The sequence below is a fragment of the Bacillus sp. 95MFCvi2.1 genome, from assembly GCF_000374965.1.
Taxonomy (GTDB): domain Bacteria; phylum Bacillota; class Bacilli; order Bacillales; family Bacillaceae_G; genus Bacillus_A; species Bacillus_A pseudomycoides.
In genome coordinates, this window is the sequence record NZ_KB895690.1 from 39,931 (window position 1) to 62,569 (window position 22,639).

Below are 22,639 nucleotides of genomic sequence, written 5' to 3' on the forward strand. Positions count from 1 at the left end.
TGGTGCATATTTTGACGAGTTATATTTGCAGGATTTCAACATATGAAAATGAATATTACAACATCAGTCATTTAAAATGTAGGGGTATTGTTTGTAACTTGAAAATGAAGGGAATACTATATACCATATTTAATTTGAAAGAAAATGAGTAATTGGAATGAATTCAATATGGATAGCAACTTCACTTTGTTTTATTTACTGAATTGTCTTGCTTTTAACGAAGTGAGAGTTTGTATATAATAGGAGTAGAGAAAGGGGAGATCGGAATGCCAGGGCCTTTGCTATTATCGGTTATTATTTTGTCTTCTCTCATGGTAGGAATTACACAGTATTTTCATCGTACAGATACGACAGAAGAAATTAAAGATAAAGTACGTCTCGTATTTCCGGTTTTTATATTATCTATCTCACTGTGTTATGTGTTAAATAAAGATGGATATATCGTGGCATCATTCTCATTTTTTATAGCAATTGTTTTAATAACTGTATTGTACTATATAATGAAAGAGTATTTGCAAAAATAAAGATGCCTGAAAAGGCATCTTTATTTTTATGAAATTAAACAATTTATACCGGAATTTGAAGATGTGAATTCATATTACTGTTTACCTGCTTTTCTAAAATTGCTTTCTGTATACTTGTTTTTTAAGCTATTATTGCTTTGACTTTAGGATATTAATCAACTTATTGAATCATATTTTTATTGGGACTGTTTTTTGTATCATATAAAATCATTCAACTTGTAGAACATTCAGCTCATTCTTCTTTTCCAAACGGTCACGCGACATCAGCGATTCTATTTTAAACATCGTGACTTAATTTCAAATCCACATGAAACATTGTTAATTTCACATACCGTATTATAATTTAAAAAATACATATAGCATAAAAAAATAAAATGAATGTGAAAGTGAATTCTTCATCATGTATTCACTTGTCAATCGTGAATAGCCGCTATACTATTAAAGTATAGAGAACTAGAAAAGGGGTTGTATTTATATGAAATTTGAGATGCATACAAAGATTATTTCAAATGAAAAAGAAATGAGATTACATATAGAAGAAAATATCTTTCAATTAATATTAGACGGTTATCATTTATTTGCTGTGGATGAAATGTTACCTTTATATAAATCTGATCAAGAAAGAATCGGTAGTGCAATCGTTCAAAAGTTAGAGTGGGAAGATGGGAAGACAACACTTAACTACCAACTGGTTTCATTACAATCAGTAAATTAAAAGAGAGAAAGGAAGGAAAAGATGAAGTTTTTTCATACAGCGGATTGGCATTTAGGAAAACTTGTTCACGGTGTGTATATGACCGAAGATCAACGAATTGTATTAGATCAGTTCGTTCAAGCTGTGGAAGAAGAAAAACCAGATGCCGTAATTATTGCAGGTGATTTGTATGACCGAGCGATTCCTCCAACAGAAGCAGTAGATTTACTAAATGATGTATTAAAAAAGATAGTGATTGATTTACAAACGCCAGTAATTGCAGTAGCAGGGAATCATGATAGTCCAGACCGTATTCATTTTGGCAGCAGTTTAATGAAAAAACAAGGGTTACATATTGTTGGCCAATTTCAATTTCCGTATGAACCAGTTGTTTTACATGATAAGTATGGGGAAGTGCATTTCCATTTAACCCCATATGCGGATCCAAGTATTGTAAGACATGTGATGAAAAATGAAGATATTCGGTCGCATGATGATGCGATGCGTATTTTCATGAATGAACTTTCAGAAACGATGAATCAAGAAGCAAGACACGTATTTGTAGGCCATGCATTTGTCACTTCTTCAGGTGAAGCAGAAGAAAATACGAGTGATGCAGAGCGTCCGCTTTCCATCGGCGGTGCTGAATACGTAAATAGTCATTATTTTGATAAGTTTCATTACACAGCACTTGGGCATTTGCACCAAGCGCACTTTGTACGTAATGAAACGATTCGTTATTCTGGTTCACCACTTGCGTATTCTATTTCTGAAGAGCGGCATAAAAAAGGGTATTATATTGTGGAATTAGACGAAACAGGTCAAGTGGAAATAGAAAAGTGTTTATTTACACCTCGTCGCCAAATGCGAACAGTAGAAGCGAAAATAGATGATTTATTAAAGTATCCAACAAGTGAAGATTATGTCTTCGTAAAGTTATTAGATGAAAATCCTGTACTGCAGCCAATGGAAAAAATTCGTTCTGTATATCCAAATGCTATGCATGTTGAACGCTCTATGCAAAGACGAGAATTTACAGAAACCAATGAAGTTACTGTTTCTAGACATAAAACAGATGATCTATCCCTTTTGAAAGCTTTTTATAGAGAAATGAAGGGCTCAGATTTATCAGAAGAGAAAGAACGTCTTTTCTTAGACGTATTACAAACAGTGCAGGAACGGGAAGGTGAACGAGGATGAGACCACTTCAGCTTATTATGACCGCATTTGGTCCGTATAAACAGCGAGAAGTTATCGATTTCAGCGATCTTGGCGATCACCGTATTTTTGCTATTTCAGGAAATACGGGAGCTGGGAAAACAACGATATTTGATGCGATTTGTTATGTATTATATGGGGAAGCGAGCGGAGAAGAACGTAGTGATACGAGTATGCTACGTAGCCAATTTGCTGATGATAATATATACACAAGTGTAGAATTAACCTTCCGTTTGAAAGGAAAGCAATACGAAATAAAAAGACAGCTCGGTCATAAAAAACAAGGGAATAAAACAGTTACAGGGCATGCTGTTGAGCTATATGAAGTAATAGGTGATGAGAAGGTTCCATGTGTGGATCGTTTTCATGTGACAGATGTGAACAAAAAGGTTGAAGATTTAATCGGACTTAGCAAACATCAATTTAGTCAAATTGTTATGCTTCCGCAAGGAGAATTCCGAAAACTATTAACGTCTGAAACAGAAAATAAAGAAGAAATTTTACGTCGTATTTTTAAAACAGATCGTTATAAATTAATGCGTGAATTGTTAGATCAAAAACGTAAACAGTGGAAAGACGTCTTACAAGAAAAGCAAAAAGAAAGAGAACTGTACTTCCGTAATGTTTTTAAATTACCGGTTCGAGATGATTCATTATTAGAGACATTAGTTCAACAGGAACATGTAAATACGCACCAAGTAGTCGAAGCGCTTGAACAAGAAAAAAATTGCTATGAGGCGGAAGTTGAACAATTACAAGCGCAGCAAACATTGCAAACGCAGCAATTAAAAAAAGCCGAAGATCGTTTTCATACAGCTAAGTCTATTAATGAAAAGTTCAAAGATTTACAGCAAAAACAAGAGAAACAAGCAGTTTTACAAGCAAATCGAGAACAAATAGAAACAGAAGAACAACGCTTTAAACTTGCTGAACAAGCGAAACGATTATTACCATTTGAACAATGGTATGAAGAAGCGGTACAGAGTGAACAAAATGCTGAACAATTATTGAAACAAATATCTGTAAAAAAAGAAAAGACGGTTAAGGCGTTTGAACTTGCTTATGAGAAATATGAAGAATTAAAGGGTAAAGAGTCTGTTCGTGAAGAAGGTAAGAAAACTGTACAAAGATTAGAAGAGTTACAGCCAATTATTGCTTCATTAGCAGAGAAAAAATCAAAATTGCAACAGGCAGAACTTCAAAGTGGGAAATTGAAGGAAGGTATTCAGAAGTTTGAGAAACAGCTAGAAGGACAGATTTCTCAAAAACAACAAATTGCCGGAGAATTACAACAGCTAGAGGTTGCACTTGAGCAATATGTAGCAAAAGTAGAAGAGCTAACAAATATGCGGGAAGATGCAAAGGTACTAAAGCAAGCATATGACGTTTGGCAAGAAAAGCAAAAATATGAACAAGAAAAAGAAGTTGCAAATCAAAAGATGGAGGTTGCAGTTAAAGCATATGAAGAGATGGAGCATCGTTGGTTAAATGAACAAGCAGGAATGTTAGCTCTTCATCTTCATGAAGGTGAATCTTGTCCTGTATGTGGTAGCATAGATCATCCAAAGAAAGCTACAGAACGTGGAGATTCCATTGATGAAAAACAGCTAAATGAACTGCGCGAAAAGAAAACAGTTGCTGAAAAATTACATGTTCAAGTAGAAGAGAAATGGAATTTCTACAGATTACAATATGAGCAAGTAATAGATGAAGTCGTAAAACGAGGATACCGTTCAGAAGAGTTAGTTGAAACATACCGTACGCTAGTGCAAAACGGAAAACAACTAGCAGCTGAGGTAAACACATTAAAGGAAAGTGAAGAAAAACGTAAACAGCTAGCGTTAAGTGTAAAAGGATTAGAAGAAAAAGTAGAAGAATTACAGAAGCAAAAACGCGAAGCTGAAGTGATGCAGCATCGTACTGAAATGGAGTGCATGCAACTTCGTACGTCCTATGAACATGATCAGCAAAAAACCCATGAGGACTTACAAACGTTAGAAGCCTGGAAAAAACAATTTGATCAAGCTGTTAGCACACTTCGCTTTATGGAAGAGGAGTGGAAGAAAGTACAAGAAGCTTATCAATATTGGCAAAATGAAAATATACGCATACAAGCTGAGTACGATGGTGCTCTAAAGCAAGTAAGTCATGCAAAAGAAAAGCAAGAAGAGACTTTACTTCGCTTTACGACAGAGCTTGAACAAGGTGGATTTATCGACCAACAAGCTTATAAAGAAGCAAAATTAACAGATGTAGAAATGAAGCATTTGCATGAGCAAATTCAAGAGTACTATTCATCCTTAGAAGTATTGGCTAAACAAATTGAGGAACTAGTAAATGAATTAAGCGGGAAAGAATGGACGGACATTACAGCTCTAGAAGAACAAATGAAAGAGTTAGGAATTCAGCTTGATATTACAAAAGAAAAGCGCCAGCGTGCCCAAAGTGCAGTTGCATACATTACCGATTTGCATGAAAACATTAGACGAATTGATGAACAAATTCATGAAGAAGAAAAAGCTTTCCAAGAACTTGTTGATTTATATGAAGTCATGAAAGGGGATAACGAAAGTCGTATTTCGTTTGAACGTTACATTTTAATTGAGTATTTAGAACAAATTGTTCAAATTGCTAACGAAAGACTTCGTAAACTATCAAACGGCCAGTTCTATTTAAAACGAAGTGAAAGAGTTGAAAAACGAAATCGTCAAAGTGGACTAGGATTAGATGTATATGACGCATATACAGGTCAAACACGTGACGTAAAAACATTGTCTGGCGGGGAAAAATTTAATGCATCGCTTTGTCTAGCACTTGGTATGGCAGATGTGATCCAGGCATATGAAGGCGGTATTTCTATCGAAACCATGTTTATCGATGAAGGATTTGGCTCGCTAGATGAAGAGTCATTAACAAAAGCGATCGATGCATTGATTGATTTACAAAAATCAGGACGATTTATTGGCGTTATTTCACACGTTCAAGAGTTGAAAAACGCAATGCCAGCAGTTTTAGAGGTAACGAAGCAGAAGAATGGTTGTAGTGAGACTCGGTTTGTGGTGAAATAATAAAACTAATAAAAAGGTTAATAGTAAATTTTAATTATGAGAGGACATATGCTTAATAGTGGGCATATGTCCTTTTTTCATATAGTTATATCGGTATGATTTATGTTTGAAGGAAGTGTTGTTTAGAGAAAAAGATGTAAATAGTTATTTTTAAATAAATTTCTTAATAAAATTTTTTCAGAAATTTATTGAGAAATTAAATGTTCAATATGATGGTTTTTATTATAAAATAAAGATTTTTATGTAATTAATGATAAAATGTATGATTATTAATTAGGAAATTTGAAAGTTTCAATTTAATTTTTTAAATCTATTATTTTCACAGAAAATAGGATGAAAAAAGTTTATATTTACAATAAAAGCAGAGATTTTTATGCAGATAAGTATGGGGACATAATAAAATATTTTATCTGAAAAATAAAAAAAGATTGACAAGACTGTTGAGAAACATTATCATTTCGGTGTACAAAAGAAAATGAAAATCATTATCAATTAATACTAAGTGAGTATTACCTAGTTTATTGAGACTGAAATTAAGATTAAATTGCACTTGACTGATAAGTTTAATATGTGTATGATTTTCGTAAATATAATGATAATGATTATCAATATCATTATTAGTTGGTGATGTTTGTTTAAATATTTTCTTTGCACAGATTAATTAGGTTAACTTTATTAATCTGCAATTGAGAATATACAAGATAAACTAGATCGATTCGTTGTAAGGAAAGGAATTGAGAATATGGATTTTGGGGAATTTGATGGGAAGATTGCATTAGTTACTGGTGCAGCACAAGGAATTGGAGAGACTGTAGCGAACATGCTTGCGGAAAGAGGAGCAAAGGTTGCAGCGGTTGATAAGAATATTTTAGAACTCAATAAGCTTTCAGATTATCATGCAACAAGAGGCAGCTCTTTGAAAGTATTCGCTTTAGATGTGAGTGATAGTTCCGCAGTGGAAAATACAGTAAATCAGATTGAGGATACAATGGGGCAAATTGATATTTTAGTTAATGTTGCCGGTATTTTAAAGATGGGTGCCATTCACTATTTAAGTGATGAAGATTGGGACAAGACTTTTTCAGTAAATGCTACAGGTGTGTTTTATGTATCACGATCTGTGAGTAGACGTATGATGTCACGGCAGTCTGGTGCAATTGTGACTGTAGGGTCAAATGCTGCGAGTGTACCTAGAATGGAAATGGCTGCATATGTAGCATCCAAAGCTGCTGCAACGATGTTTACAAAATGTCTTGGTCTTGAGCTTGCAGAATATAATATTCGCTGTAATTTAGTTTCTCCTGGTTCAACTGAGACAGAGATGCAGAGGTTACTTTGGATAGATGAAAATGGGGCTGAAAAAATTATTGCAGGCTCACAAGATACATATAGATTAGGAATTCCATTAAAAAAAATAGCAACGCCTTCAGAGATTGCTGAAGCAGTTCTATTTTTAGCGTCAGATAAAGCAAGCCATATTACGATGCATAATCTATGCATTGATGGCGGCGCTACTTTAGGAATCTAAATTACATATAGGGGGCTTTAAAATAATGAATCATACAACTGCTTTAAAGGAGTTAGCGACAAAATTACTAGATGACTATAGAGCTGGATCTTCATTCTTTTTTGCTTCACCGTATCGTACAATACTTGCCGAAGGAACATTTGCAACGGTGAAACATAGTCAGGCAGAAAATTTTCCTGAGCTAGTTCGTGCTGTATTAAGCAATGCGAAACAAGCTGGCCATCCTAATCCAATTGTTGTAGGAGCGCTGCCTTTTGATCGTACAAAATCGGTACAGCTCGTTGTACCTCGGGAGAGCAGGCTAGCAGATCGTCTGCAATTTGATTTTACAGATCGAATCCAGCAATCACCTGCACTTACATATGAAATGAATCCTATTCCGTCATCTTCAGAATATATGCGTGGTGTAGAGCAAGGAGTAGCTAAAATAAAGAGCGGTGACCTAAAGAAAATCGTTCTATCTAGATCGTTGGATTTGAAATCTCCAGAAAAGGTTGACATTCAAAAACTACTTTGTGATTTAGCGCAGCACAATAAACAGGGGTATACGTTTGCGGTAGATTTACCGAAGAGTGAAGAAATAGAGAATTGTGATGCTTCACCAAAGCGTAGTCATACACTCATAGGAGCGAGTCCAGAGTTACTTGTCTCACGGAGTGGAATGCAAATCATTTCTAATCCGCTTGCAGGCTCTAGACCTCGAAGTAAAGACCCTGAAGAAGATAAGAGACGAGCAGATGAGTTGCTTTCTTCAGCTAAAGATTTACATGAACATGCTGTTGTTGTTGAAGCAGTAGCTGCGGCGCTTCGTCCGTACTGTCGTACATTGCATGTTCCGGAAAAACCATCATTAATAAATAGTGAAGCAATGTGGCATTTATCTACTGAAGTAAAAGGAGAATTACTAGACGTATCAGTGTCTGCATTAGAATTAGCACTTGCGCTTCATCCTACACCAGCAGTTTGTGGAACTCCGACAGAAAAAGCTCGAGAGGCTATTAACGAAATTGAACCGTTTGATCGAGAATTTTTCACGGGAATGCTTGGTTGGAGTGATCTGAATGGTGACGGTGAATGGATTGTTACGATTCGTTGTGCGGAAGTTGAAGAGAATTCCCTTCGTTTATTCGCAGGAGCTGGTATTGTTGCGGAGTCAAAACCTGAAGATGAGCTAGCTGAAACATCAGCTAAGTTTCGTACAATGCTTCGGGCTATGGGATTAAATGATGAATCTTTGAAATAGAAGTTAGGGGGATAAATGATGTTAACAGGATGCCAGGAGTGGCCAAAGGAATTTGCAGATCGATATAAAGAAGAGGGGTGCTGGCGCGGAGAGACCTTTGGAGAGATGCTGCGAGAACGTGCGATGAAACATGGTGACCAGATTGCAGTGACAAGTGGCGAAAAACACTTAAGCTATAGTGAACTGGATAAAAGAGTAGATCAATTAGCTGCAGGATTTCTAAATTTAGGAATTAAACAAACGGATCGAGTGGTTCTTCATTTACCAAATATTACGGAATTTTTCGAAGTCTGCTTTGCGCTTTTTCGCATTGGTGCAGTTCCAGTTTTTGCTTTGCCGTCACACCGAAGTAGTGAAATAAGCTATTTTTGTGAATTTGCTAAAGCAACTGCTTATATTATTTCTGATAAACAGCTTGGATTCGACTATCGAAAACTTGCAAGAGAAATAAAAGAAAAAGTTCCAACGTTGCAACATGTAATTGTTGTAGGAGAGGCGGAGGAATTTGTAGGAATTCGTGATCTTTATATGAATCCGGTCAATCTGCCAGAAGTAAAATCTAGCGATGTAGCTTTCTTACAACTATCAGGCGGAACAACAGGATTATCTAAATTAATTCCCAGAACACATGATGACTATATTTATAGTTTAAGAGTGAGTGCTCAAATTTGTAAATTGGATCAAGATAGTGTGTATCTTGCTGTGCTTCCAGTTGCACATAACTATCCGCTTAGTTCGCCGGGAACTCTTGGGACGTTATATGCAGGTGGGCGGATTGTTCTAGCTTCTGGGGGAAGTCCAGATGAAGCGTTCTCTCTTATTGAGAAGGAACGTGTCACGATTACAGCACTTGTGCCACCCCTTGCAATGGTATGGCTTGACGCAATAGCTTCACGCAATAATGATTTATCTAGCCTGCAAGTTTTACAGGTAGGCGGTGCAAAGTTTAGCGCGGAAGTGGCCAAGCGTATACGCCCGGCATTCGGTTGTACATTGCAACAAGTTTTTGGTATGGCCGAAGGGTTAGTGAATTATACGAGACTTGATGATGCAGAAGATATCATTATTCATACGCAAGGAAGACCAATGTCAGAGTTTGATGAAGTTCGTGTAGTTGATGAATATGATAATGACGTAGAGCCAGGTCAAGTGGGGAGTTTATTAACTCGTGGACCATATACAATTCGTGGATACTATAAAGCTGAAGAGCATAACGCTAAATCCTTTACTTCGGATGGTTTTTACCGCACAGGCGATCTTGTCAAAATAAATGAGCAAGGTTATTTAGTGGTTGAAGGACGCGATAAGGATCAGATTAATCGTGGTGGAGAGAAAGTTGCGGCTGAAGAAGTTGAAAATCATCTGTTAGCGCATGCAGCGGTACACGATGTTGCAATAGTATCTATGCCAGACGATTATTTAGGTGAACGTACTTGTGCTTTCGTTATAGCTCGCGGGGAAACACCGACTGTAGGGCATTTGAAAATGTTTTTAAGAGATCGAGGAATTGCGGCATATAAAATTCCAGATCGAATTGAATTTATAGACTCGTTTCCACAGACTGGTGTCGGAAAAGTGAGTAAGAAAGAATTACGGAAGGCAATTGCTGAAAAACTTAAATCTATCATGAAGTAATAAATGACAAATAAATATTCTTAACAATTCGAAAGGAAGTGATTAGATGGCTATTCCAGCTATCTCAGTATACCCAATGCCATTAGAGTCAGATTTACCAAATAATAAAGTAACGTGGAAGCCAGATCCGAAACGTGCTGTTCTTCTTATTCATGACATGCAAGAGTATTTTCTTGATGCATATCATGCAGAGGAATCACCAAGAGTAGAACTGATTTCAAATATTCAATCTATCAGAAAAACATGTAAGGAAATTGGTGTTCCTGTCGTTTATACTGCACAACCAGGTGGACAAACGCTAGAGCAAAGAGGATTATTGCAAGATTTTTGGGGGGCGGGTATTCCTGATGGGCCTCACAAGAAGAAAATTGTAGATGAGCTCACTCCTGATGAGGATGATATTTTCCTTACAAAATGGAGATATAGTGCTTTTAAGAAAACAAATCTTCTAGAGATTTTACGTGAACAAGGGCGTGATCAGCTTATTATTTGTGGGGTTTATGCACATATTGGATGTCTTTTAACGGCATGCGAAGCATTTATGGATGGGATACAACCATTCTTCGTCGCTGATGCGGTTGCTGATTTTTCACAAGAACATCATAAACAAGCTTTGCAGTACGCATCTGATCGATGTGCAGTAACTATAATAACGAATTTATTATTAAAAGATTTACAAAGTTTAAAAGAAACGTCTGCAGCAGAAGAAAATACAGGATTCACATTACAATCGGTACGTGAACAAGTTGCTGAATTGCTTCGTGAATTACCAGCAGATATTGGAGATAACGAAGATTTATTAAATAGAGGGCTTGACTCAGTTAGAATTATGAGTTTAGTAGAGAAATGGCGCCAAATAGGTGTAGAAGTTACATTCGCAGATTTGGCTGAGCGTCCAACAATTTATGACTGGTTTAATTTGGTGTCCTCTCAAGAGGAAAAGGTGCTATCAAATACAGATAGATAAAGGGGTAAATACGAATGTCTCATTGTCAAAAGGTTCGTCATTCATTGTCAGGTGCGCAAACGGGTATGTGGTTTGCGCAGCAACTTGATCCAAAAAATCCAATTTATAATACGGGTGAATACATAGAAATACATGGTTCAGTTGATGTGAAAACATTTGAATTAGCTGTGCGTAAAGTTGTAATGGAAGCTGAATCTTTACATGTTCACTTTGAAGAAGATGCGAAAGGGCCATGGCAAGTTATCGATGATTCACCTGAATTTCATATGCATATTATTGATGTTAGTACTGAAGAAAATTCCCAAAAAGCCGCTGAAGCGTGGATGCAAGTGGATTTATCTACGCCAGTGAATCTGAAAAAGGACAAGCTGTATACGGAGGCGCTTTTTAAAGTCGCTTCCAATCGTTTCTTCTGGTATCAGCGCATCCATCACATTGTGATGGATGGATACGGATTTTCTTTACTTGCGCAAAGAGTAGCAAGAGTATATACGGCATTCATGAATAATCAATCGTATGATGAGAGATCATTTGGTTCTTTATATACCATTTTAGAGGAGGATGCTGCGTATCGTGCATCGGAGCAATTTGAGAAAGATCATAGCTTTTGGTTAGAACGGTTCCAAGATCAACCAGAAGTAGTAAGTTTAGCGGAACGTGCTCCTAGAACATCGAAGACATTTCTTCGCCAACCAGCACATTTGTCTCGTTTAAGTACAGAATCTTTGCGGAAGGTTGCACATGATTGTAATGCGAATTGGCCGGATCTTATCATAGCTGCAACTGCGATTTATATACATAAATTAACAAGTACACAGGATATAGTTCTAGGTTTACCGATGATGGGACGTTTAGGATCAGCATCGATCAATATCCCTGGTATGGTCATGAATGTAGTCCCGCTCCGCTTGTCTATAAGCTCTAATATGAGTCTTGCTGAGGTTGTCGGGCAGGTTTCTAATGAGGTTCTTGATATTCGTTTTCATCATAAGTATCGTCATGAAGAATTACGCCGAGATCTTAAATTATTGGGAGAAAATCAAAGGTTATTTGGTCCAATGATTAATGTGATGCCATTTGACTATGCCTTGAGTTTTGCAGGAAATCATGGGGTTAAACATAATCTTTCGGCAGGACCGGTTGATGATCTTTCAATAAATGTGTCAAACGAGTTTGACGGAAATGGCTTAAGGATTCATTTTGATGCAAACCCTGAAGTATATAGATTAGAAGAGTTAATAAATCATAAAAAAAGATTTGTGAATCTTCTGGAAGATATATCGGATCTTCAGGTAGATTCACCGATTGGAAAACTGGAACTCTTACTTCATGAGGAACGCAAGCATTTAGTAGAGTGGAATCAAACTATGAAAGAAAGTTCATTCGTAAGTGTACCTGCTCTCATTGAAAAACAAGTAAGTAAATCTCCTGATTCTATTGCTGTCATATGTGATGGAATAGAACTTACTTATAAAGAATTAAATGAACAAGTAAATCAACTTGCTCATTTCTTGTTAGAACGAGGAGTTCAATCTAAGGAATTTGTAGCGTTAGCATTTCCAAGATCTGTAGAGATGGTTATCGGAATGTTAGCAGTTCTTAAGACGGGAGCAGCATATTTACCAATCGACCCAGAATATCCAGAGGATCGAATTACGTATATATTAAGCGATGCTAAGCCTGCTTGTATCCTAACACATTCTTCTGTTTTAGGTGATTTACCGAATGGGGATCATATAACAAGAGTTGTGCTTGATAATCAGGATACAAAAGAAGAGTTAAGAGGATACCAGAAAAATAACCTAGATTCATTTGATGGAGCAGCACCCTTAAATCCTGCGTATACAATTTATACTTCGGGGTCAACAGGTAAGCCAAAAGGTGTCGTTGTGCCGATGCAAAGCTTAAGCAACTTTTTATTGGCGATGCAAGATCAATTCTCATTACATGTAAATGATCGTTTGTTGGCTGTTACAACCTTTGCGTTTGATATTTCAGCTTTAGAAATTTATTTACCACTTATTAGTGGAGCAAGCGTTCAAATTGCCCAAAAAGAAGCAGTTCAAGATTCTTCAGCATTAACAGAAATCATTCAAAAGGAAAACATCACAATTATGCAAGCTACACCAACACTTTGGCATGCGCTTGTAACAGATTATCCAGAAAGATTAATAGGACTTAAAGTTCTTGTTGGTGGTGAGGCGCTTCCATCGAATCTAGCGTCTCGGTTAAAAGAATTAAATTGTCATGTTACAAATCTTTATGGACCAACTGAAACAACAATTTGGTCAACTTTCATGGATATGAATGAAGAAGAGAGTGGTACACCTTCTATTGGAAGACCAATTTGGAATACTGAAGTATATGTACTAGATGCAGGTTTACAACCTGTACCACCAGGAGTGGTGGGAGAATTATATATTGCTGGTACGGGGCTTGCCAATGGATATTTAGGAAGGCCAGAATTAACAGCTGAACGATTTGTTGCTAATCCATACGGGAAACCTGGTACACGAATGTACCGTACGGGCGATCTTGTTAAATGGCGTAAGGATGGTTCGTTAGATTATGTGAGTCGTGCAGATCATCAAATTAAGATTCATGGATTCCGTATCGAGTTATCTGAAGTGGAAACTGTATTATCTCAGCACCCTCATGTTGAGCAAGTCGTTGTAATCGTTCGAGAAGATCGACCTGGCGATAAACGTTTGGTTGCTTACATTGTACCTGATGCTGATGGAAATCTTGACCTTGCAGAAATTCGAACATATGCAGGAGGGAGCCTACCAGGTTATATGATACCGTCAGCAATTATGATGATGTCTGAATTGCCATTGACACCGAACGGAAAGATTAATCGGAAAGTGTTACCAGCACCTGACTTCAATTTACTTGTTAGTGAACGCGTAGCTAGAAATCCACAAGAAGAAATTTTATGTGATTTATTTGCGGAAGTGCTTAGTATAGCGCGGATTGGAATCGATGATAACTTCTTTGAAATAGGCGGACATTCTCTGTTAGCTTCCCGGTTAATGGGACGTATTCGTGAAACATTAGGTGTGGAATTAGGCATTGGAAAACTATTTGAATCACCTACAGTCGCTGAACTAGTTAAACAATTAGATAGCACGCAGAGTGCAAGGCCAGCTATTCAGAAAGTAGAGCGTCCAAGAGAAGTTCCTCTTTCTTTTGCACAGCGTCGTTTATGGTTCTTGAATTGTTTAGAAGGTCCAAGCCCAACTTACAATATTCCAGTAGTCATTCGAATGTCTGGTGAATTAAATCGAGAAGCTTTACAAGCTGCATTTTATGATATCGTCGATCGACATGAGACACTTCGAACTATTTTTCCTAACACGCTTGGTACGTCACATCAGCAAATTTTGGAGACAAATGAGGCAAATCCTACTTTAATTGTTACGCAGACTACTGATTCAGAATTACCTAAAGTACTTGCTGAAGCTGTAAGATATAGCTTTAATCTTGCAGAAGAGCCAGCTATCCGTATGGAGCTTTTTGAAATAAATCCGGATGAACATGTGTTACTTGTATTATTGCATCATATTGTAGGGGATGGATGGTCATTAAACCCATTGTCAAGAGACATAGCAACTGCGTATCAAGCACATTGTAAAGGTGAATCAGTTCAGTGGAAGTCACTGCCAGTACAGTATGCCGATTATGCCCTTTGGCAACAAGAACTATTAGGAAATGAGAGTGCACAAGGTAGTCTCATTTCACAACAAATTGAGTTTTGGAAAGAAGAATTGAAGGGGTTACCAGCCCAACTTGAGTTACCTACAGATTATCAACGTCCTGTGGAAACGAGCTATTGCGGAGAAACGATAGATTTTCATGTGAATCCAGAGTTACATGAACGATTATTAGAGCTTGCTCGTAAAAATGGTGTTAGTTTGTTTATGATCCTACAATCCGGACTTGCTGCATTACTTACACGATTAGGGGCTGGAACGGATATTCCAATAGGTAGTCCAATTGCTGGGCGTAGTGATGATGCGCTTGGAGATATTGTCGGATTGTTCGTAAATACACTCGTTTTACGTACAGATACGTCTGGAGATCCTAGCTTTAGTGAACTGTTAAGCAGGGTGCGTAAAGTTAACCTTTCAGCATATGAACATCAAGATGTTCCATTTGAAAGACTTGTTGAAGTGTTGAACCCTGTGCGTTCGAGAAATAGTCATCCACTATTCCAAATTATGTTAGCTTTTCAAAATACACCAGAGGCTACACTTGATATACCGAATCTAGAAACGCATCTTGAGATTAAGAGTGTTGGTTCTTCGAAGTTTGATATGACGATAGAAATAAGTGAACGTAGTACGTCTGAAGGTCAGCCAAATGGATTACATGGTTTACTTGAATTTAGTACAGATTTATTTAAGCGTGAGACAGCTCAGAAACTTGTGAGTCGTTTCATTCATTTATTAGAAGACGCAGTAGAAGATCCAGAACAACCTATTGGGCGTTTGGAAATTTTGGACGAAGAAGAGCGTCAAACAGTACTTGAAAAATGGAATGGCGGCTTTCAAATTGCGCCTGAAATGACCTTACCGGAATTATTTGAGAAACAAGTTCGCTTAACGCCAGATGCAACCGCTGTCGTATTTGAGGACACTACGCTAACTTATGAAGAGTTAAATAAGAGATCGAATAAACTTGCACGTCTGTTAATTGAAAAAGGAGTAGGTCCAGAGCAAATGGTTGCTTTAGCGATACCAAGATCTGTTGATATGGTTGTGAGTTTGTTAGCAGTTTTGAAAGCGGGGGCAGGATATTTACCGCTAGATCCTGATTATCCATCGGATCGGATTTCATTCATGCTAAGTGATGCTAGGCCTGTCTGTATGATTACGAACACACAAGTGACAATAGAGAGTGCAGAGACCGTAACGATTGTAGTAGACGATTTCAAAATAATGGAGACATTAAACAAATATGGTGAAGAGAATATAGAAAATGTGGAACGAATACAGCCACTATCACCTTTACACATCGCTTATGTAATTTATACATCAGGTTCAACAGGAAGACCAAAAGGTGTAATGATTCCTCATCAGAATGTTATAAGGCTACTTGGGGCAACTGACCATTGGTTCCAATTTGATTCGGAAGATGTTTGGACAATGTTCCATTCTTATGCTTTTGATTTTTCAGTTTGGGAAATTTGGGGGCCGCTATTGTATGGGGGACGTCTTGTTGTCGTACCACACACTGTGAGTCGTTCACCTAGAGAATTTTTAAATCTGCTTGTCCAGGAAAAGGTAACAGTTTTAAATCAGACACCATCAGCATTTTATCAACTTATGCAAGCAGATCGCGAAAATGTTGAATTAGGGCAAAAGCTTTCCTTACGATATGTCGTTTTTGGCGGAGAAGCACTGGAATTAAGTCGTCTAGAAGATTGGTATAGTCGTCATCCAGAAAATTCGCCTAAGCTTATTAATATGTATGGTATTACAGAAACAACTGTACATGTAAGCTATATCGAGCTGGATCAAAATATTGTATCTTTACGAGCAAACAGCTTAATAGGATGTAGTATACCAGATCTTAAAGTATACGTATTAGATAATTACTTACAACCTGTACCACCAGGAGTGGTAGGAGAAATGTATGTTGCAGGAGCAGGGCTTGCTCGTGGGTATTTAGGTCGTGCAGGGTTAACTGCGGAACGATTTATAGCAGATCCATACGGGAAACCTGGTACTCGAATGTATCGTACAGGAGATTTGGCGCGTTGGTGTCAAGATGGCACATTAGACTATATCGGTCGTGCAGACCATCAAATTAAGATTCGAGGTTTCCGAATTGAACTTGGCGAAATTGAAGCCGTTATTATGCAGCACTCTCATGTTGAACAAGTAGCTGTCATTGTACGTGAAGATCAGCCTGGTGATAAGCGATTAGTTTCCTATATTGTTTCGTCAGAACATGTAAACATTGATACAGCTGAAATGCGCCAATATGTAGGACTTAGTCTACCTGATTATATGGTACCATATGCTTTCGTTATGATAAGTGAATTACCTTTAACTCCAAATGGTAAGTTAGATCGTAAAGCATTACCAGCACCTGAATTCATGGTATCTACGATAAGCCGAGGACCAAGAACACCAAAAGAGGAAATTTTATGTGATTTATTTACAGAGGTTTTGAATTTACCTCGAATTGGCATTGATGATGGTTTCTTTGATCTTGGCGGTCATTCCTTACTTGCTGTGCAGTTAATGAGCCGGATCAGGGAAGCGCTAGGAGTAGAGTTAAGTATTGGTAGCTTATTTGCGGTACCGACAGTTGCAGGGCTTGCTGAAATACTTGAGATGGGGACGAGCCAAAGTGCGCTAGATGTAATCTTGCCATTAAGAACAAGCGGTGAAGAGTTACCTATGTTCTGTGTACATCCAGCAGGTGGACTTAGCTGGTGTTATGCAGGATTAATGAAGTCTTTAGGAAGCAATCATCCAATTTATGGTGTACAGGCACGCGGCATTGCAAAAAGTGAAGAACTTCCAAAATCATTAGACGAAATGGCTGCTGACTATCTTGAGCACATTCGTGAGATACAGCCACATGGGCCGTACAGGTTGTTAGGTTGGTCTCTCGGAGGAAACGTTGTTCATGCAATGGCAACTCATTTGCAAAATCAAGGAGAAGAAGTTGAACTGCTTGTTATGTTGGATTCTTATCCCGGTCACTTTTTACCAAATACAGAAGCGCCTAGTGAGGAAGAAGCGCTTATTGCCCTACTTGCATTAGGAGGATACGACCCAGATAACATGGATGGAAAACCACTTGATATGGCAAACGCTATTGATATACTTCGCAGGGATGGCAGTGCATTAGCGAGTCTGGAAGAGGAAACAATTTTGAACTTGAAAGAAACATACGTAAATTCTGTTGGTCTTTTAGGAAAGTATGTTCCAAAACAATTTCATGGAAACCTTGTATTCTTTAGATCAACAATCATACCAGAATGGTTTGATCCGATTTCTCCAGATACATGGCTTAGTTATATAGATGGGGAAATTGAACAATATGATATTGATTGCCGACATAAAGACTTATGTCAGCCAGGACCACTTACAGAAATCGGACAAGTATTAGCTAGTAGACAGCAAGCGATGAAAGGGGTAAATAAAGTATGACGAATCCATTTGAAAACGATAACTTTATGTATAAAGTGTTAGTAAATAAGGAAGGCCAGCATTCTGTCTGGCCAGCCTTTCTCGATGTACCAGCCGGGTGGGATGTTGTTCATGAACAAGATAGTAGACAAGCTTGTCTTGCGTATATCGAATTACACTGGAGTGATATGCAGCCAAAGAGTCTTCACTCACTTGAGTGCGTTTCAGTAGGGGAGTAGTAATGAATTTGAAGCTGAATCCGAAAATTGTTGTTAGTGTTGTATATGTAACGGCTATGTTTATGGCTGCTATGGATGCAACGATTGTAAATGTAGCTCTGCAAACGATTAGTCATGAACTACAAGTTCCACCTTCAGCAATGGGGACAGTCAATGTTGGATATTTAGTAAGTTTGGCTGTGTTTTTACCTATTTCTGGGTGGCTTGGAGATCGGTTTGGTACAAAGCGAGTATTCCTAATTGCTCTTTCTGTATTTACAGCTGCTTCCGCGCTATGCGGAATTGCTGATAATATTACTGCCTTAAATATATTCCGTATCATACAAGGTGCTGGCGGAGGATTATTGACGCCAGTAGGAATGGCAATGTTATTTCGAACATTTTCACCACAAGAAAGACCGAAGATTTCTAGGTTCATCGTCTTGCCTATTGCTGTTGCGCCTGCAATAGGACCAATTGTTAGCGGGTTTTTTGTGGATCATATGTCTTGGCGCTGGGCATTTTATATTAATTTACCGTTTGGAATAGTAGCTTTACTAATTGGTGCGTTATTTTTAGTAGAGCATATTGAAAAAACTGCTGGGCGGTTAGATTTACCTGGTTTTATGCTTTCCGCACCAGGATTTGCAATGTTGATATATGCAATGAGTCAAGGGCCATCAAAAGGATGGGGTTCCTCAGAAATAATAGGGACAGGATTAGGTGGACTTTTGCTTATTATTCTCTTTGTATTTGTTGAACTTCGTGTGAAGCAGCCGATGCTAGACTTATGTTTGCTGCAAGATCGTTTATTTCGGAATATGAGTCTCATTTCGTTATTTTCGGCTGCTGGATTACTGGGCATGTTATTTATATTCCCACTTATGTATCAAAATGTATTACATGCGTCGGCACTAGAAACAGGTCTTACAACATTTCCAGAAGCAATCGGGTTAATGATTGCTTCGCAAATTGTGCCTTTGTCTTACAAAAGACTTGGGCCACGTAAGTTGATTTCTACCGGTTTGCTATGTGCAGCGATTATATTTGTTGTTTTAAGCTTCGTGAATCAGGAGACAAACCCTTGGATGATTCGAATACTACTGTTTGGCATAGGTTTTTTCTTAGGTCACTCTGTAGGAGCTGTACAATTTTCAGCTTTTAATAATATTCATCCATCTTCAATGGGGAGAGCGACAACTATTTTTAATGTGCAAAATCGATTAGGTTCTGCCATCGGTGTTGCGATTCTTGCAAGTCTGTTAGCTGCTTTTGGAAATAAAAGTGTAGGTGAAGCAGGAAATGAGAGTGCTAGTATTGTAGCGTATCAAATGGCCCTGCTTGGTGCAGCTGTATTCCTATTCGTAGCATTATTATTTGCATTACGTATTCGTGATACGGATGCAATAGCTACATCAAAGAAAAAAACGGCAGTCCAATCAAATGAGGCTCATTCAAAAGCAGTTGCAGGTGAATAATGGAGTGAAAAATCTAGGTAGGATTCTCTATTACAATAGTAATGATGAAAAATTAGGATGGGATACTCCCTGTATACTAGTGGAGATATTTGTTGAAGGCTGGAATAGATTCCATACTTTTCTTAGTATGGGATATTGAATATGAAAAGGGGAGAATTTTTATGAAAGATTGGGAGATTGTAGATTCAGTACCAGAGCTAAGAAGTCATCACTGTCAAGTATGGTGGGCGCAAATTTCAGATTTGCAATGTTGGCACTATAATTTACTAAATGAAATCGAGCGTGAGAAAGCAAATTTGTTCCATCATTCCGAGGACCGAGCAAGATTTATGCTTGGATGTGCAATTAGTCGATTGGTACTGGGAAAACAACTCACAATGTCCCCGCTTCAAGTACCAATTGATCGAACCTGTTCAGTTTGTAAGCTAGCCCATGGACGCCCACAATTACCTGTAGGCATGCCACAGCTATCTGTATCACATTCAGGAGAACGAGTTGCTGTCGCGTTTACAACATCTACACCTATTGGTATAGATGTAGAACAAATAAATTCTAATATTGATGTACTTAAAATGGCAGTAGGAGTATTAACAGATATAGAAATTGCTCAGTTAATGCAACTGCCAGTTGAAAGGCGAATTGAAGGGTTTTTAACATATTGGACGCGGAAGGAAGCTATACTTAAGGCTACTGGAGAAGGCTTAATGATATCACCTTCTAATCTGACTGTATCAACTCAAGATCATTTACCGGAACTACTTGTTTTTCAGGATAAGCCACAGCTTGTTGAGATTACAACTTTGATGAATTTGCAACCTGGCTCAGACTATGTCGCTTCAATAGCTTTATTAAACAAAGATGTAACAGAAATGAGGCAATTTGATGCCGGAAAGATTTTGCAGAGTAGTAGACTTCTCCCTCATTAATGAATAGTAATACTTTAATTGACGAAGGTGTGTACGAATAATACAGATACCTAGAGTGAAAATGCTCGCTTGAGTGGCTGCTAGATTATATAAATATAGAAGAGGTGTTAGTCATGTTAGTAGTGGAAAATAGAAAAAGAGAATTGGCTGATGCTACAGTAGTTAAAATGGTTAAAGATTTATTGTTTTCTAAAGAGACGTCATCTATTACGTCTTTAGAAAATATTGTGAAAGATATAGTTCAGTTCAATGTTGTGGAACAAGAAATGTTAGATAGGGAATATATTCCAAAAGAAGCGAAAAGCTTTTTTGATAAAAATGGAACATTTCTTTACCGAGTTTCATCCATTAGTTACAAAGGAAAGGTGTTATCTGAAAATCTAATTTTTACTGATACCTCACTATTACCAAGTGAAATTGTGAAAGAGTTAGAAGACGGAAACGTTCCTATTGAAAACCTAGTTGAGCAAATGGAAGTAAGAAAAAACATGCTATATCAAGGATATCAGCCTTCTGGAAATATTATTGAACTGTTTGATGGCTGCTTATTACAATCTAGTATATACCCTACGAGAAAATATCAAATCGTAAGCAACTGTAGATGCTTATTTTATATTTGTGAAGTATATCATGAGGATAATATATATGCGGTCATGAAATAAAACAATAAACCAGCCTAATTGGCTGGTTTATTGTTATTTTACAGCTTCTTTTAATTCTTTTCCGGCTTTAAAGGCAGGAACTTTACCAGCTGCAATTTGAATTTCCTCACCTGTTTGTGGGTTTCGGCCAGTACGTGCAGCTCTTTCCCGTACTTCGAATGTGCCAAAACCAATAAGTTGCACTTTGTCACCAGTTTGTAAAGCATTCGCAATTGTATCAAATACAGATTGGACAGCTGCTGAAGCTTCCTTTTGGGAGATATCGGCAGTTTGGGCTACATTTTTAATTAATTCAGTTTTGTTCATTTTTTTCACCTCATATTAATTTTTTGTCTAAGTCTATTTTTGGAATGAGTGATATGATAGAGAAATTTTTGTTAATGTAAAATATTGATAGGATTGCATTGTTATCTTAATTTCGGTGAAAGAGGCGGAATCCCTGCAAAGTATGAAGGAATTTATTTGAATTGTTTCTTGAAAAAAGAGGATATATATAGATTATAGTACAATCGATATATAAAATAGAAGTAAGGAGGATTCTATAATGATTATTCGCACAAAGCTAGAAGAATTAATAGTAATTCGGCAGCATGATCATGGTTTTTTGGCAGGAGAATTTGCAAAAAAATTTAGAAAAGATGTATTTGAAGATAAAACATATTTAAAAGAGTGTATTGATGCGATTTATGAACATGATAGGGGATGGATTGGCTTAGATACAACGCCAATTTGGAATGATGCTAAAAATTCACCTTATACGTTTATGGATTGTCCAAGTTCATTGAGATTTGTTTTTTATACCGTAGGGTTGAATGAGATTGAACATACAAATCCTTATGGTGCTATACTTTGTAGTAAACATTTCATATCATTTCCTCTTAATCAAGAAGACGATGAAATGATAAAGTTTTATAAACAGGAATTGGATCGTCAAAAGAAATTTTTGAAAACGTTAACAACAGAGCAGTATGATATGTTCGATATACACTATAAACTTTTAAAGTTTTGTGATGAGCTATCGTTATATGCTTGTATGAATGAACCTGGTGTAAAGAAAGAAAAAGAAATTGATTTATTTAAAGAGGGATTTGAAGGAACTGAAACTTTTAATAAGAACACAAATGAACGATTAAAGGCAGAGTGGTTAGATAAAGAAACGATTCGTATTACACCGTTCCCTTTTGAAGGCGAGTTTAAAACGTATGTAAAATATAAATCTGTGCTAACGAATAGAATAGAGGAGATTGGTATTGTTAAGGCGGATAAGGAGGTAGAATCTCAGAAATTAGATTTATATTTTGTGAGGTAAGAATGTAGTTACGTGAAAATA

Annotated in this window: 15 protein-coding genes; 14 read left to right on the top strand and 1 reads right to left on the bottom strand. The window is 37.2% G+C overall.

Going from position 1 to position 22,639, the window contains the following annotated elements; genetic code table 11:
* Window positions 1–266 precede the first annotated feature (266 nt).
* The 13 genes from C568_RS0100155 to C568_RS0100215 all read left to right on the top strand — a co-directional run bounded on the left by C568_RS0100155 (window position 267) and on the right by C568_RS0100215 (window position 21,309).
* Window positions 267–524 (top strand): hypothetical protein, encoded by a 258-nt coding sequence (locus C568_RS0100155; protein ID WP_003197605.1) that lies wholly within the window; start codon window positions 267–269, stop codon window positions 522–524.
* 475 nt (window positions 525–999) lie between these two features.
* On the top strand, window positions 1,000–1,239 hold the full coding sequence (locus tag C568_RS0100160) for a DUF2584 family protein (protein WP_016114814.1): 240 nt from the start codon (window positions 1,000–1,002) through the stop codon (window positions 1,237–1,239).
* A 21-nt stretch (window positions 1,240–1,260) separates the two neighbouring features.
* A complete protein-coding gene (locus C568_RS0100165; protein ID WP_018780388.1) occupies window positions 1,261–2,418 on the top strand; it encodes an exonuclease SbcCD subunit D in 1,158 nt (385 codons plus the stop codon).
* Window positions 2,415–5,504, top strand: coding sequence for an AAA family ATPase (locus tag C568_RS0100170; RefSeq protein WP_018780389.1), 3,090 nt, complete (start codon window positions 2,415–2,417; stop codon window positions 5,502–5,504). Before C568_RS0100165 ends, C568_RS0100170 begins: the two co-directional genes overlap by 4 nt.
* Window positions 5,505–6,246: 742 nt before the next feature.
* On the top strand, window positions 6,247–7,032 hold the full coding sequence (locus tag C568_RS0100175) for a 2,3-dihydro-2,3-dihydroxybenzoate dehydrogenase (protein WP_006094826.1): 786 nt from the start codon (window positions 6,247–6,249) through the stop codon (window positions 7,030–7,032).
* A gap of 25 nt (window positions 7,033–7,057) precedes the next feature.
* Window positions 7,058–8,275: an isochorismate synthase DhbC gene (dhbC, locus tag C568_RS0100180; protein ID WP_006094825.1), complete on the top strand. Its 1,218-nt coding sequence runs from the start codon at window positions 7,058–7,060 to the stop codon at window positions 8,273–8,275.
* 18 nt (window positions 8,276–8,293) lie between these two features.
* Entirely contained in the window at window positions 8,294–9,910 is a 1,617-nt protein-coding gene (locus tag C568_RS0100185) for a (2,3-dihydroxybenzoyl)adenylate synthase (protein WP_018780390.1), read from the top strand.
* Between the two features lie 46 nt (window positions 9,911–9,956).
* A complete protein-coding gene (locus tag C568_RS0100190; RefSeq protein WP_006094823.1) occupies window positions 9,957–10,877 on the top strand; it encodes an isochorismatase in 921 nt (306 codons plus the stop codon).
* A 14-nt stretch (window positions 10,878–10,891) separates the two neighbouring features.
* Window positions 10,892–18,046, top strand: coding sequence for an amino acid adenylation domain-containing protein (locus C568_RS0100195; RefSeq protein WP_018780391.1), 7,155 nt, complete (start codon window positions 10,892–10,894; stop codon window positions 18,044–18,046).
* Window positions 18,043–18,264: an MbtH family protein gene (locus C568_RS0100200; protein WP_016114820.1), complete on the top strand. Its 222-nt coding sequence runs from the start codon at window positions 18,043–18,045 to the stop codon at window positions 18,262–18,264. Before C568_RS0100195 ends, C568_RS0100200 begins: the two co-directional genes overlap by 4 nt.
* A gap of 2 nt (window positions 18,265–18,266) precedes the next feature.
* Window positions 18,267–19,721, top strand: coding sequence for an MDR family MFS transporter (locus tag C568_RS0100205; RefSeq protein WP_018780392.1), 1,455 nt, complete (start codon window positions 18,267–18,269; stop codon window positions 19,719–19,721).
* Between the two features lie 161 nt (window positions 19,722–19,882).
* Window positions 19,883–20,647 carry a 4'-phosphopantetheinyl transferase family protein gene (locus C568_RS0100210; RefSeq protein WP_029426821.1) on the top strand — a complete coding sequence of 255 codons (765 nt, stop codon included), beginning with the start codon at window positions 19,883–19,885 and terminating at the stop codon, window positions 20,645–20,647.
* A gap of 113 nt (window positions 20,648–20,760) precedes the next feature.
* Entirely contained in the window at window positions 20,761–21,309 is a 549-nt protein-coding gene (locus C568_RS0100215) for a hypothetical protein (protein WP_018780394.1), read from the top strand.
* Between the two features lie 33 nt (window positions 21,310–21,342).
* On the opposite strand, the gene C568_RS0100220 is transcribed toward C568_RS0100215, so the two are convergent.
* A complete protein-coding gene (locus tag C568_RS0100220; RefSeq protein ID WP_018767205.1) occupies window positions 21,343–21,615 on the bottom strand; it encodes an HU family DNA-binding protein in 273 nt (90 codons plus the stop codon).
* Window positions 21,616–21,853: 238 nt separating this feature from the next.
* Here C568_RS0100220 and C568_RS0100225 point away from each other — a divergent pair, with 238 nt between their 5' ends.
* Entirely contained in the window at window positions 21,854–22,618 is a 765-nt protein-coding gene (locus tag C568_RS0100225) for a DUF3891 family protein (RefSeq protein WP_018780395.1), read from the top strand.
* Window positions 22,619–22,639: the final 21 nt, after the last annotated feature.